Origin of the sequence: Kitasatospora sp. NPDC056783 (assembly GCF_042789895.1) — a bacterium.
GTDB lineage: Bacteria > Actinomycetota > Actinomycetes > Streptomycetales > Streptomycetaceae > Kitasatospora.
This window is the reverse complement of record NZ_JBHUAF010000251.1, coordinates 1-12,665: the sequence shown is the minus strand read 5'-3', so window position 1 is coordinate 12,665 and position 12,665 is coordinate 1. Positions and strand designations below refer to the sequence as shown.

Genomic DNA, 12,665 nt, shown 5'->3' with positions numbered 1-12,665 from the left:
CGGAAGCCCGTGCGCCCACACCACCCTCGCCACGGGTTTACTCACCCCTCGGGGTGAGCGGGATGTGGCGCCGCCGGAGACGGCGCCGCCGGGGCCGCGCCCGCCGACCCGCCCGCCGGCCGACCCGTCGATCAGTCGACCGGCGCGGCCTCGGCGGCCTCGGTGGCGGCCACGAACTCGGCCACGTGCTCGCCCGTCACCAGGTACACCACGCGCTTGGCGACCGACACCGCGTGGTCCGCGAAGCGCTCGTAGTAGCGGCCGACCAGGGTGATGTCGACGGCGGTCTCGATGCCGTGGTGCCAGCGCTCGTCGATCAGGTGCGACAGCAGCTCGCGGTGCAGGGTGTCGATCGCGTCGTCGTCCTGCTCCATCTCCAGCGCCTTGTCGACGTCCTTGGTGGCGATGACCAGGCCGGCCTTGGCTACCAGGCGCTGGGCGAGCTGGCCCATCTCCAGGACGGTGGGGTGCAGGTCACGCGGTACGGCGGTGTCGGGGTAGCGCATCCGCGCGACCTTGGCGACGTGCCGGGCGAGGTCGCCGCAGCGCTCCAGGTCGGCGCTCATCCGCAGCGAGGTGACCACGATGCGCAGGTCGGTGGCGACCGGCTGCTGGCGGGCCAGCAGGTCGATGGCCCGGTCCTCCAGCGCGTGGTGCAGCTCGTTGATCTTCTGGTCGGCGGCGATCACGCTCTCCGCCAGCGCCAGGTCCGCGTCGAGGAGGGCGGTGGTGGCGCGGCCCAGTGCAGAGCCGACCAGCCGGGCCATCTCGACCAGGCTGTCGCCGATCGCATCGAGTTCCTCGTGGTACGCGTCGCGCATGTTCTCTCCTCAGTAGCTGTGTCGGTGGCGGTGCCGACCGGTCAGCCCGTCCGACCATCGTTCCGGTGTCCGGGTGACCGCTGCTGGTGGCGCGCATCGTACGCGCACACCCGGGCCGGTGGCCGCTGTTCGGCGCACCGATCTCTCCCACACGGGCTGCCTGGCCAACTTTCGGCCGTCCGGGCGACGGTGCACGGCCGCCACGGTGAATCAGTGGCTACCTGAAGGTGAATTCTCGGCAACGCGTGGTCGATGCCTTGATCCACCGCTTGGGGACTGCCCTCACCGTGCGCTTACGCTGGCCACATGGACGTGAACGTGGCCGCCGCCGCTGCCTGCGCCATAGCCGGGCTCGGCGTCGGCCTCACGGCCTCCATCGCCTTCCGTTGGAGCGAGCGCGAGCAGGCCAGGGGCAGGCACGGCGCAACAGGCGGCAGGAACCTGGGTCGGCACCAGTCACTGGGCACCGGCAGCCCCGAGCAGCCGCTGCCGCCCGGGGTCGACACCGTGCTCTCCGTGCTGCGCTCCTGCGCGATCGTGCTGGGCGAGGGCGACGAGGTGGTCAAGGCCAGCTCGGCGGCGTACGCGATGGGCCTGGTGCGCGGCGGCGCCGTCGCCGTGGACCCGATGCTGGCGCTGGCCCGCTCCACCCGGAGGGACGGCGACATCCGCCAGGTCGAGCTGGAGGTGCCCCGGCCGGGCGCGGCCCGCGCGGCGGAGCCGCTCGCGGTCTCCGTCCGGGTGGCCCCGCTGGGCTCCCGGCTGGTGCTGGTGCTGGTCGAGGACCAGACCGAGCGCCGCCGGGTGGAGGCCGTCCGCCGGGACTTCGTGGCCAACGTCAGCCACGAGCTGAAGACTCCGGTCGGCGCGCTGTCGCTGCTCTCCGAGGCGGTCGCGGACGCGTCCGACGACCCGGAGGCGGTCCAGCGCTTCGCCGGCCGGATGCAGGTCGAGGCGACCAGGCTGGCCAGCCTGGTCCAGGAGATCATCGACCTCTCCCGGGTCCAGGACGACCGGCTGATGGTCGATCCGGAGCCGGTCGCGGTGGACGAGCTGATCGCCGAGGCGATCGACCGCTGCCGTCAGCAGGCCGCCGCGAAGCAGATCCTGATCGCGGCGGGCGGCATCGCCGGCCTCTACCTGCACGGCAACCGCGGCCAGCTGGCCGCGGCCCTCGGCAACCTGGTCGAGAACGCCGTCAACTACAGCCCGCCCCGCACCCGGGTGGCGATCGCCACCCGCCGGATCTCCAGCGCCGCGGCGCTCGGGGAGGCGGACGGCGAGCTCATCGAGATCTCGGTCACCGACCAGGGCATCGGTATCTCCGAGAAGGACCGCGAGCGGGTCTTCGAGCGGTTCTACCGCGTCGACCCCGCCCGCTCCAGGGCGACCGGCGGCACCGGACTGGGCCTGTCCATCGTCAAGCACGTCGCGGCCTCGCACGGCGGCACCGTCTCGGTGTGGAGCGTCGAGGGCCAGGGTTCGACCTTCACCATCCGCCTGCCCGCCGGGCAGGCACCCACCGAGGACGAACCCGACGACTTCGACGACGAATTCGGCGACGACTTCGACGACACGCTCGACGACGAACCGGACCACGCGCCGGACCGCGGACCGGACGGCCAACCCCCGGCCGGCCCCGCCGCCGCACCCCGAACCCTCACCACGGGCCGCACGGCTCGTCCGCTCCCCGCCGGGGAACGGAAAGCACACCTGTCAGACACAACCCCTCAGCTTGCCCCGGAGGCCTGATCGTGACCCGAGTACTGGTGGTCGAGGACGAGGAGTCGTTCAGCGACGCCCTCTCGTACATGCTCCGCAAGGAGGGCTTCGAGGTGGCCGTCGCCGCCACCGGCCCCGACGCCCTGGAGCAGTTCGAACGCAACGGCGCGGACCTCGTCCTGCTCGACCTGATGCTGCCGGGCCTGCCCGGCACCGAGGTCTGCCGCCAGCTCCGGGTGCGCTCCAACGTCCCGGTGATCATGGTGACCGCGAAGGACAGCGAGATCGACAAGGTCGTCGGCCTGGAGATAGGCGCTGACGACTACGTCACCAAGCCGTACTCCACCCGGGAGCTGGTCGCCCGGATCCGCGCGGTGCTGCGCCGCCGCGGCGAGGACGGCGGCGCGGGCGACGCGGGCAACGGCCCGGGCGCCCTGGAGGCGGGCCCGGTCCGGATGGACGTGGACCGCCACGTGGTGACGGTGGACGGCGCCAAGGTCGACCTGCCGCTCAAGGAGTTCGACCTGCTGGAGATGCTGCTGCGCAACGCGGGCCGGGTGCTCACCCGGATGCAGCTGATCGACCGGGTCTGGGGCGCGGACTACGTCGGCGACACCAAGACCCTGGACGTCCACGTGAAGCGCCTGCGGGCCAAGATCGAGCCGGACCCGGGCGCGCCGCGCTACCTGGTCACCGTCCGCGGCCTGGGCTACAAGTTCGAGCCGTAAAGAGCCGGAGCCGTAGCGGCAGCCGCGAAGGAGCGGCGAAGGCGCGGCGAAGAGCCGTACGGCGCCGTGGAGCGCCGTGCGGCACCACCGGGAGCCCGCCTGACACACCGGACCTCCCGAGCACGCGGAAGGCCCCCTCCGGACAGCCGGAGGGGGCCTTCGCGTCGTCCCCGGCGGGCCCGGGGACGGTGTCAGTGCGCGGCCGGGACGGCCGGGGCGGTGGTGCCGGCCGGGGCGGCGGCACCGGTGGTCGGGGCGCCCGGGGTGGTGGCGCCGACGGCCGGGGTGGCCGGGGCGGTCACGCCGGGGGTGGCGGTCTTGGCGGGGGTGGCGCTCGCCGACGGGGTCGGCCCGTAGCCCTGGTACAGGCCGTTGCCGTGCCGGCCCGAGTCCGGGCTCACGCCGGCCTGGGCCTCGACCTTCTGGCCGTCCTTGAAGGTGAAGGTGGTGGGGGCGAAGCCGCCGACGTGGACGGTCGTGGAGGCGACGGTCGCGGACGGGTTGCCCTCGCCGCCGATCGCCACCGCGCCGTGGGCGGGGATGACGAGGCCGGGCAGCGGGGCGCCGGCCGGGTCCGCGAAGGTCGCGGCGGTGCCGTTGACCGCGATGGACTGGAGCTCGGCCGGGGCGTCCGCGGAGTTCGCGATGTTCACGACCACGTTGGCGGGACCGGTGTGGTCGCCGACGGTTCCCTCTCCGGTGACGATCACGATGTTGTTCAGCCGGAGGTTCGTTCCGAGGGTCGCCGCCGCGTTGTCCGGCTTGATCTGCAGCGTGTCCGGCGTGTTGCCGGCGGCGCAGGAGGACAGCGAGGCGATGGCGATGGCGGCGATGGCGGCGATGCTGCCGCGTCGAAGGCTGCGGCTCACGGCGGCGGCTTCTCCTAGGTCACGTGTCGGGTGGTCAGGTCTCAGATTATCGACCTCGCTTATGCGGTCCTCACGGGGTGGTCCCCGTGTCGCACTCCCGGGGGCCGTCGGGGGCCGTCCGGCCGTACGTTCGGGGCCGTCCGGCGGCACCGCCCGGCATGTCCGGGTCACGCGGCGGACAAGGTTCGACCAAGATCGAATAACGATTGGGCCGCGACCTGAAAACGGGTGAAAGCTCAAGATCCAATCATGGTTGCGGGGGTGTTGCGCAAGGGTTTCGCCGAACCCCGGAACCGCCTCCGACCTGCGGGAAGCCCTTCTCGAACATCGGTCGCAGCACGTCATGGGGGTCCTTGTCAAGCCCCGAGACCGGCCCTGACCTGCGAAAACGCCCTTCGGGTGCGCCGAGAAGCGTGTTAAGCTGGAAAGCCACGGAAGGGGTCCTGTCACATGACGTTCAAGGTTGGCGACACGGTGGTCTACCCCCATCACGGGGCCGCGCTGATCGAGGCCATCGAAACTCGCCAGATCAAAGGTGTGGACAAGACCTACCTGGTGCTCAAGGTGCAGCAGGGAGACCTGACGCTCCGCGTGCCCGCCGAGAACGCGGAGTTCGTCGGTGTGCGCGATGTGGTCGGCCAGGAGGGTCTGGACCGGGTCTTCGAGGTGCTGCGCGCACCGTACACGGAAGAGCCGACCAACTGGTCCCGTCGCTACAAGGCGAACCTGGAGAAGCTCGCCTCGGGCGATGTCATCAAGGTTGCCGAGGTCGTCCGCGACCTGTGGCGCCGCGAGCGCGAGCGCGGCCTCTCGGCCGGCGAGAAGCGGATGCTCGCGAAGGCGCGCCAGATCCTCGTCAGCGAGCTCGCGCTGGCGGAGAACACCAACGAGGACAAGGCGGAGACGCTGCTCGACGAGGTCCTCGCCTCGTAGCGCGCGCAACCGCGATGCGGTCGGGCTGCCGCCCAACGCTCACAGCGCCCGGTGTCGAAGCGCCGCTCCTCGGACGAACCGTCCGGGAGTGGTGCGGTGGCACTCCGGGCGCTGAGGCGTGTCCGGACACGCCCCCCGCCCGAGTCGGTCGTGCACACCAGGTGTGCACGACCGTTTCCGCATCCGTTCGCGCGGAGCTTGCGGAGCTGTGCGGCGGGGCGGTAGACCATGGCTCTTCGGAAGGGGCCCGGTGCGCCCGCCGGGCACGCCATGGCCATACCCACTTCGCCGAAGGAGTGAAACCTGAACGCGTCAGCAGCAGTCGCAGCAGCAGTGGTGCCCGCCGCCGGACGCGGTGAGCGGCTGGGGCCCGGGGCCCCGAAGGCCCTGCGGGAGCTGGGCGGTGTGCCGCTCCTGGTGCACGCCGTCCGGGCCCTGGCCCGCAGCCGGGCGGTCGGCCTGGTCGTGGTCGCCGCGCCCGCGGACGGGGTGGCCGAGGTGGTCGCCCTGCTGGACAGCCACGGGCTGGACGACAAGGACATCCGGGTGGTGGCCGGCGGGTCGACCCGCCAGGAGTCCGTCCGGCTGGGTCTCGCCGCGATCCCCGACGACGTCGAGGTCGTGCTGGTGCACGACGCGGCCCGCCCGCTGGTCCCGGTCGAGGTGGTGGACACCGTCGCGGCCGCCGTCCGGGCCGGGGCGCGGGCGGTGGTGCCCGCGGTGCCGCTGGCCGACACCGTGAAGCGGGTCGAGCCGAACCCGGGCGGCGCCGAGCCGGTGCTCGACACGCCCGAGCGCGCCACGCTGCGCGCCGTGCAGACCCCGCAGGGCTTCGACCGCGCCACGCTGGCCGAGGTGCACGCCAAGGCGCTGGCCGAGGAGAGCGCGGGCACCGCCGACGCACCGCCGGTCACCGACGACGCCGGCCTGGTCGAGCGCTACGGCGGCCGGGTCGTCGTGGTGCCCGGCCACGAGGAGGCGTTCAAGGTCACCCGTCCGCTGGACCTCGTGCTCGCCGAAGCCGTACTCGCCCGCCGGAGGGCCGCCGATGCCTACTGATCCGCAGACCCCGTTGATCCCCCGGGTGGGCATCGGCACCGACGTGCACGCCTTCGAGGCCGGCCGCCCGCTCTGGGTCGCCGGGCTGGAGTGGCCGGACGCCGAGGTCGGGCTCTCCGGGCACTCGGACGCCGACGTCGCCGCGCACGCCGCCTGCGACGCGCTGTTCTCGGCCGCCGGGATCGGCGACCTGGGCGCCCACTTCGGCACCGACCGCCCGGAGTGGGCCGGCGCGTCCGGGGTGAAGCTGCTCGGAGAGGCGGCCCGGCTGGTCCGCGAGGCCGGCTTCGAGATCGGCAACGTCTCCGTCCAGGTGATCGGGGTCCGGCCGAAGATCGGCAAGCGCCGGGCCGAGGCGCAGGCCGCGCTGTCCGAGGCGGCCGGCGCGCCGGTGTCGGTCTCCGGCACCACCACCGACGGGCTGGGCCTGACCGGCCGCGCCGAGGGCCTGGCCGCGATCGCCACCGCGTTGGTGTACGAGCGGCGTTGAGCCCCCGCGGGTGAGCGGGCGGGGGCGACCCGCTGCTGACGGGTGTTCACCGGGGCTCCCGCGGGCCCGAGTCGCTAGGGTGCGGTTCGGGCCCGGACGGGTTTCCGCTCGGGCCGTGCCCCCGACGAGAAGAGGTAAGCCGTGACTGCCCAGCTGTCCGACCGCGCCAAGGCCCTGCTCGACGCCAAGAGCTTCGCCGTGGTCTCCACCATCCAGCCCGACGGCGGCCCCCAGTCCACCGTGGTCTGGGTGAAGCGGGACGGCGACGACATCCTGTTCTCCACCGTCCAGGGCCGCCGCAAGCACCTCAACCTGGAGCGGGACCCGCGGATCGCGATCCTGATCAACCCGGCGGACAGCCCGTACGAGTACCTGGAGGCGCGCGGCAGGGTCACGATGACCACCGAGGGCGGCCGGGAGCTGATCGACGAGCTGGCCGGCAAGTACATGGGGCAGGACAAGTACACGATGGACGGCCCGGACGACGTCCGGGTGGTCGTCCGGCTCACCCCGCACAAGGTGCTCGGCAGCATCTGACCCGGGCCCGCGGCCCGCCTTTCCCCGGGATCACGCCCCCGTTGTCCCGGGGAATGTGGCGGGGCACCCCCCACTTCCCACTACGCTTGACGCTGTGAGCATTCGTCTGTACGACACCAGCACCCGACAGGTACGCGACTTCGTCCCGCTTGTACCGGGTTGTGTCTCGATCTACCTGTGCGGCGCTACCGTCCAGTCGGCGCCACACATCGGGCACATCCGGTCCGGGCTCAACTTCGACATCATGCAGCGGTGGTTCGCCTACCGTGGCTACCAGGTGACCTTCGCCCGGAACGTCACCGACATCGACGACAAGATCATCGCCAAGGAGCGCGAGCTCGGCACGCCGTGGTGGCAGATCGGCTACGAGAACGAGCGCGCCTTCAACGACGGCTACGACGCGCTGGGCTGCCTGCCGCCGACCGTCGAGCCGCGGGCCACCGGGCACATCCCCGAGATGATCGAGATGATGCGGGGCCTGATCGAGAAGGGCCACGCCTACGCGGCCGACGGCAACGTCTACTTCGACGTGCGCTCGTACCCCGAGTACCTGGCGCTCTCCAACCAGAAGCTGGACGACCTGCGCCAGCCCGAGGGCGAGGGCGAGACCGGCAAGCGGGACCCGCGCGACTTCGCGATGTGGAAGGCCGTCAAGCCGGGCGAGCCGAGCTGGGAGACCCCGTGGGGCCGCGGCCGTCCTGGCTGGCACCTGGAGTGCTCGGCGATGGCCCACAAGTACCTGGGCACGGCCTTCGACGTCCACGGCGGCGGGCTGGACCTGATCTTCCCGCACCACGAGAACGAGATCGCCCAGTCCAAGGCCTACGGCGACGACTTCGCCAACTTCTGGGTGCACAACGCCTGGGTCACCATGGCCGGCGAGAAGATGAGCAAGTCGCTGGGCAACTCGGTGCTGGTCTCCGAGATGGTCCGGGCGTGGCGGCCGATCGTGCTCCGCTACTACCTGGCGGCCCCGCACTACCGCTCGATGATCGAGTACAGCGAGGAGTCGCTGCGCGAGGCCGAGGCCGGATTCGGCCGGATCGAGGGCTTCATCCAGCGCGCCGTCGAGCGCTGCGGCACGGTCGACGCGGCGCCCGAGGTGCCGCCGGCCTTCGCCGAGGCGATGGACGACGACCTCGGCGTGCCGCAGGCGCTGGCCGTCGTGCACACCGCCGTCCGCCAGGGCAACAGCGCCCTGAACGCGGACGACAAGGAGAGCGTGGTGGCGCGACTGGCCGAGGTCCGTGCGATGCTCGGTGTACTGGGCCTCGACCCGCTCGACCCGCACTGGGCCGGGACGGAGCGCGGCGAGGACCTCCACGGCGTGGTCGACTCGCTGGTCCGTCTGGTCCTGGACCAGCGGCAGGCGGCGCGCGAGCGCAAGGACTTCGCCACCGCGGATGCCATCCGCGACCAGCTCGGCCTGGCCGGGCTGGCGATCGAGGACACCCCGTCCGGCCCGCGCTGGACGATCAACAGCCAGTAACCCCATCCGACGATCGGGGTGATGGGTGGGCCGTACCGGACCGGTGCGGCCCTCCCTCATGACGTAGCGCGTGCCGTCGGCCGCCACCGGACAGACCGGGGCGGCCGGGGCATGCCGGACAGACAGGAAGTACAGCCATGGCCGGCAACAGCCAGCGCAGGAACCGCCGCAACCCCGGATCGAAGAAGGGCGCGTCTGTCGGTACCGGCGGGCACAGCCGGAAGGCGCTCCAGGGCAAGGGCCCGACCCCGCCCGGGGCGGAGCGCAAGGGCCACCCCAAGCAGCGGGCCGCCAACGCCGCGCTCAAGCGCGAGCGGGACGCCAAGGCCCGGGCCGGCATGCGCCGGGCCGGTGCCGGCGGTCGCGGCGGCCGCGGCGGCGCGGGCAGCGCCGAGCTGGTCTTCGGCCGCAACTCGGTGGTCGAGGCCCTCCAGGGCGACGTGCCGGCCAACGCGCTGTACGTCCAGCAGTTCATCGACACCGACGACCGGGTCCGCGACGCCTTCCAGGCCGCCAACGACCGCGGCATCCCGCTGATGGAGGCCCCGCGCGCCCAGCTGGACCAGATGACCGGCGGGATGAACCACCAGGGCCTGGTGCTCCAGGTGCCGCCGTACGAGTACGCGCACCCCGAGGACCTGCTGGCGGACGCCGCCGACGCGGGCCAGGACGCGCTGATCATGGCGCTGGACGGCGTGACCGACTCGCGCAACCTGGGCGCCGTGGTCCGCTCGGCCGCCGCCTTCGGCGCGCACGGCGTGGTCATCCCCGAGCGCCGCGCGGCCGGCATGACCGCCGGTGCCTGGAAGACCTCCTCCGGTGCCGCCGCCCGGCTGCCCGTCGCCCGGGCCACCAACATGACCCGCGCCCTGGAGGCCTACCAGAAGGCCGGTCTGATGGTGGTCGGCCTGGCCGCCGACGGCGAGGCCGAGATCGGCGACCTGGAGCTGCTGACCGGCCCGGTCGTGATCGTCGCGGGCAGCGAGGGCAAGGGCCTGTCCCGACTGGTCTCCGAGACCTGCGACATGCGCGTCCGGATCCCGATGTCCGGTCTGACCGAGTCGCTGAACGCGGGCGTCGCGGCGGGCATCGTGCTGTACGAGGCCGCGCGGCTGCGCGCCAAGCGCTGAGCGATCAGGGCCCAGGGCCCCGGGCTGAGCGATCAGGGCCCAGGGCTCAGTGTCGTTGAGCTGAGTACGACCGGAGCGCGGGGCGCAGGAGATCTTCCGAATTCCCCGCATTCCGAGTGAAGGCGATCGGGCCCCGACCGGGCCCGATCGCTTTTTTCATGATCACTTCAAGTGTGCGCCGGACATCCACCCGGGAGAGTGTCCTAAGCGGCCGTCACCCGGTTAGACGGGCGTGGACACCAGAACACCTCGGCGCCCCCTGTTCGGCGACGGCAGCACCGGGATAGACGCGGGCCCCGGCCTCAACACCGTCAAGGTGGAGTCGGACCCGGCGCGGCTCAGCAGCACCCAGGCGAGCTTCCGGCTCCGGCTCCAGGACCCGGTGGCGCCGCTGATCGAGGCCCCGGCCGGACTGCTGTCCACCGGCGCCGCGTTCGGCGACCCGTACGCCAACCAGGGCCTGATCCGCCGTCCGCTGGTCACCCCGCAGGTCGTCGTGCCCGCCGGAGCCGTCCCGGTGCTGGCCGGGGCGGGGGCCGGGGGCGTGCCGCGCCGCAAGGGCCGGGTCACCGCCGTCACCTGGACCGGGCAGGCGCCCCCCGGGGACCTCGCGGCCACCCGGCTGCTGGAAGCGGTGCGCCAGGGCGGCACCCCGGTGGGCGGCGTCCGGCTGATCGAGTCCGACACCCAGGTGCTCCCGTCCCTCGCGGGTGCCCGGGCCCTCCCGCGCCAGCCCCGCGAGGGCGGCGGCACCGCCACCGACGCGGGCGTCGGCCCGATCGGCGAGCCGCACGGCTGGACCCCGAGCGGGGAACTGCCCGAGGTCTCCGCCGTCGACGCCGAGGGCCGGCAGCCCTGGTACCCCGGCCGCCGGGTCGACCTCGGTCTGGTGCTGCTGCCGCTGCGCGCCGTCCTCGGCTCGCTCGCGGTCTACGCCGGGTTCAGCAAGCTGTGCGACCCGGTGTACTTCGACGGCGGCGAGCGCGGCTCGATGGTGCGCTGGCTCTCCTCGCTGCACCCCTGGAAGGTCGCCGAACCGCTGCTGGCCTTCGCCATGGCGCACCCGGTGGGCGCCGGCCTGGTGGTGTCGTTCACCCAGATCGTGGTCGGCGTGCTGACCGTCCTCGGCCTCTGGCAGCGGCTCGCCGCCGGCGCGGCGATGGCGCTCTCCGCCGCGCTGCTGTTCACCGTCAGCTGGCGGGCCGTCCCGGTCTACGACACCCCGGACCTGATCTTCCTCGCGGCGTGGAGCCCGTTGCTGATCGCCGGGGCGCCGTTCGCCTCGCTGGACGGGCGGCTCAACCTGGAGGCCTGGCGCCGGTTCGGCGCCGACGCGTCCGGGGCGCTGCGCCGCCGGGTGCTGCGCCGGGGCGCGGTCGTCACCACGGTGGTGGTCGGCCTGACCCTGCTGCTCGGCTCGATGCTCGGTGCCGCCGTCCGCACCAGCGCCCGGGCGCACCAGGCGCCGGACCGTCCGGCCACCGACTACGGCACCCCGGTCTGGCCGTCCGGCAGCCCGTCCGGCGCCCCCGGCGGCAAGGGCACGTCCACCTCGCCCCAACCCGCCACCCCGCGCCCGGCCACCCCCACGCCGAGCGCGATCACCCCGTCCGCCACGCCGGCCACCAAGCCGGCCACCCCGACACCGAGCGGCAAGCACTCCGGCAAGCCGGAGGCCGGGTCAGGCGCCTCCCCGGCCGCCTCCGCGCCGGCCGGCGGGGCGGGCACCGCGCCCGCGTCGCGCGGCACCCCGGGCTCCGGGGGCCCGGGCGCGGCGCCCAAGTCCAGCCCGAGCTCCTCCGGGCTGCTCGGAGGGGTGCTGGGCAGCGCGCCGCTCGCCGACCTGTCCGGCGGCCGGTCCTCCTACCCGGGGGCGCCGACCGCGACCTGAGACCTCCGGTGACACCGGTCGGCCGGGCGCTCCCCCACGGAGCACCCGGCCGACCGGCGTGTGCGGGTGCCGTGGGTGCGCCAGGGTCGTGCGGCTGGTCTGGGGCTGGTCCTCCGAGGGCCGACGGGGCGGGGCCGGCAGGGCTGGGGGCCGACGGGGCGGGGCCGGCAGGGCCGGGGGCTAGCGGGCGGCCCGGCCGGCGCCGGAGGCGAGCTCCTTGGCCGCCTCGGTGAGGTCCTTGGCGGTGTCGATGGCCCGCCAGTACACGCCCTGCGGCAGCTGGTAGCCCGCCAGCCGCTTGCCGCGGGCGAGCTGGGGGAAGGTGGTGCGCTCGTGGTCGCCCACGTCCGGCAGCAGCTCGGCGAACTCCGGGCTGAACACGTACAGGCCGGCGTTGATCAGGAACGGCGAGGGCGGGGCCTCGATGAAGTCCAGCACGTTGCCGAACTGGTCGGTCTCCACCGCGCCCCAGGGGATCCGCGGCCGGGCCAGCGCGAGCGTCGCGACGGCGTCCCGCTCGTGGTGGAAGGCGGCCATCTCGCGCAGGCTGAAGCGGGTCCAGATGTCGCCGTTGGTGGCGTACCAGGGCTCGTCCGGGCGGGGCAGGGCCTTGGCCGCGTACTTGAGGCCGCCGCCGCGCCCGAGCGGCTCCGCCTCGACCACCGTGCGGACCCGCAACGGGAGCCGCGCCTTGTCCAGCCACTCCTCCAGCACGTCGGCGAGGTGCCCGCAGGAGACCACGACGTCGGTGACGCCCTCCTCGGCCAGCCAGGCCAGCTGGTGGCCGAGGATCGGCACGCCCGTCCCGGGGATCTCGACCAGCGGCTTCGGCCGGTCGTCCGTGTAGGGGCGCAGCCGGGAGCCCTGTCCGCCGGCCAGGATGACGGCCTGGGTCACGGGCGTCGTGGTCGGCCGGGGCGACTGCGGGTGCGCGGCGGACGGGAGTTCGATGGTGGGGCCGGAGTCAGCGGTCATGTCTGAACAATAGGACGGAAC

At 73.5% G+C, this 12,665-nt stretch carries 12 protein-coding genes; 9 read left to right on the top strand and 3 right to left on the bottom strand.

Features of this window, described 5'->3' with window-relative positions; all coding sequences use genetic code 11:
• Positions 1–131: 131 nt before the first annotated feature.
• The gene (gene phoU / locus ACFRMQ_RS28220; RefSeq protein ID WP_380733480.1) at positions 132–821 is read right to left on the bottom strand and encodes a phosphate signaling complex protein PhoU; all 690 of its coding nucleotides are present in this window, start codon (positions 819–821) and stop codon (positions 132–134) included.
• Between the two features lie 306 nt (positions 822–1,127).
• Here phoU and ACFRMQ_RS28215 point away from each other — a divergent pair, with 306 nt between their 5' ends.
• Together ACFRMQ_RS28215 and ACFRMQ_RS28210 are read left to right on the top strand one after the other, a co-directional pair.
• Positions 1,128–2,573, top strand: a complete 1,446-nt coding sequence (locus ACFRMQ_RS28215) for a sensor histidine kinase (RefSeq protein WP_380733479.1) — start codon at positions 1,128–1,130, stop codon at positions 2,571–2,573.
• A 2-nt stretch (positions 2,574–2,575) separates the two neighbouring features.
• Entirely contained in the window at positions 2,576–3,271 is a 696-nt protein-coding gene (locus ACFRMQ_RS28210; protein ID WP_380733478.1) for a response regulator, read from the top strand.
• A gap of 191 nt (positions 3,272–3,462) precedes the next feature.
• On the opposite strand, the gene ACFRMQ_RS28205 is transcribed toward ACFRMQ_RS28210, so the two are convergent.
• The gene (locus ACFRMQ_RS28205) at positions 3,463–4,140 is read right to left on the bottom strand and encodes a DUF461 domain-containing protein (RefSeq protein WP_380733477.1); all 678 of its coding nucleotides are present in this window, start codon (positions 4,138–4,140) and stop codon (positions 3,463–3,465) included.
• 450 nt (positions 4,141–4,590) lie between these two features.
• Here ACFRMQ_RS28205 and ACFRMQ_RS28200 point away from each other — a divergent pair, with 450 nt between their 5' ends.
• From ACFRMQ_RS28200 to ACFRMQ_RS28170, 7 genes are all read left to right on the top strand, one after another.
• Positions 4,591–5,073, top strand: coding sequence for a CarD family transcriptional regulator (locus ACFRMQ_RS28200; RefSeq protein WP_014136563.1), 483 nt, complete (start codon positions 4,591–4,593; stop codon positions 5,071–5,073).
• A 303-nt stretch (positions 5,074–5,376) separates the two neighbouring features.
• Positions 5,377–6,132 carry a 2-C-methyl-D-erythritol 4-phosphate cytidylyltransferase gene (gene ispD, locus ACFRMQ_RS28195; RefSeq protein ID WP_380733481.1) on the top strand — a complete coding sequence of 252 codons (756 nt, stop codon included), beginning with the start codon at positions 5,377–5,379 and terminating at the stop codon, positions 6,130–6,132.
• The gene (gene ispF, locus ACFRMQ_RS28190) at positions 6,122–6,622 is read left to right on the top strand and encodes a 2-C-methyl-D-erythritol 2,4-cyclodiphosphate synthase (protein WP_380733476.1); all 501 of its coding nucleotides are present in this window, start codon (positions 6,122–6,124) and stop codon (positions 6,620–6,622) included. Before ispD ends, ispF begins: the two co-directional genes overlap by 11 nt.
• Positions 6,623–6,763: 141 nt before the next feature.
• Positions 6,764–7,159: a PPOX class F420-dependent oxidoreductase gene (locus ACFRMQ_RS28185; protein WP_380733475.1), complete on the top strand. Its 396-nt coding sequence runs from the start codon at positions 6,764–6,766 to the stop codon at positions 7,157–7,159.
• 94 nt (positions 7,160–7,253) lie between these two features.
• Positions 7,254–8,648: a cysteine--tRNA ligase gene (cysS, locus tag ACFRMQ_RS28180; RefSeq protein ID WP_380733474.1), complete on the top strand. Its 1,395-nt coding sequence runs from the start codon at positions 7,254–7,256 to the stop codon at positions 8,646–8,648.
• A 137-nt stretch (positions 8,649–8,785) separates the two neighbouring features.
• On the top strand, positions 8,786–9,778 hold the full coding sequence (rlmB, locus tag ACFRMQ_RS28175; RefSeq protein WP_380733473.1) for a 23S rRNA (guanosine(2251)-2'-O)-methyltransferase RlmB: 993 nt from the start codon (positions 8,786–8,788) through the stop codon (positions 9,776–9,778).
• 232 nt (positions 9,779–10,010) lie between these two features.
• Positions 10,011–11,669, top strand: coding sequence for a DoxX family membrane protein (locus ACFRMQ_RS28170; protein WP_380733472.1), 1,659 nt, complete (start codon positions 10,011–10,013; stop codon positions 11,667–11,669).
• Between the two features lie 180 nt (positions 11,670–11,849).
• Here ACFRMQ_RS28170 and ACFRMQ_RS28165 read toward each other — a convergent pair whose 3' ends face one another.
• Positions 11,850–12,644 carry an NDP-sugar synthase gene (locus ACFRMQ_RS28165; protein WP_380733471.1) on the bottom strand — a complete coding sequence of 265 codons (795 nt, stop codon included), beginning with the start codon at positions 12,642–12,644 and terminating at the stop codon, positions 11,850–11,852.
• Positions 12,645–12,665: the final 21 nt, after the last annotated feature.

Excerpts from the sequence above, each read along its gene's own strand:
- phoU (WP_380733480.1), bottom strand. The coding sequence starts at position 821 with ATGCGCGACGCGTACCACGAGGAACTCGATGCGATCGGCGACAGCCTG.
- ACFRMQ_RS28215 (WP_380733479.1), top strand. The coding sequence starts at position 1,128 with ATGGACGTGAACGTGGCCGCCGCCGCTGCCTGCGCCATAGCCGGGCTC.
- ACFRMQ_RS28200 (WP_014136563.1), top strand. The coding sequence starts at position 4,591 with ATGACGTTCAAGGTTGGCGACACGGTGGTCTACCCCCATCACGGGGCC.
- ispF (WP_380733476.1), top strand. The coding sequence starts at position 6,122 with ATGCCTACTGATCCGCAGACCCCGTTGATCCCCCGGGTGGGCATCGGC.
- rlmB (WP_380733473.1), top strand. The coding sequence starts at position 8,786 with ATGGCCGGCAACAGCCAGCGCAGGAACCGCCGCAACCCCGGATCGAAG.
- ACFRMQ_RS28165 (WP_380733471.1), bottom strand. The coding sequence starts at position 12,644 with ATGACCGCTGACTCCGGCCCCACCATCGAACTCCCGTCCGCCGCGCAC.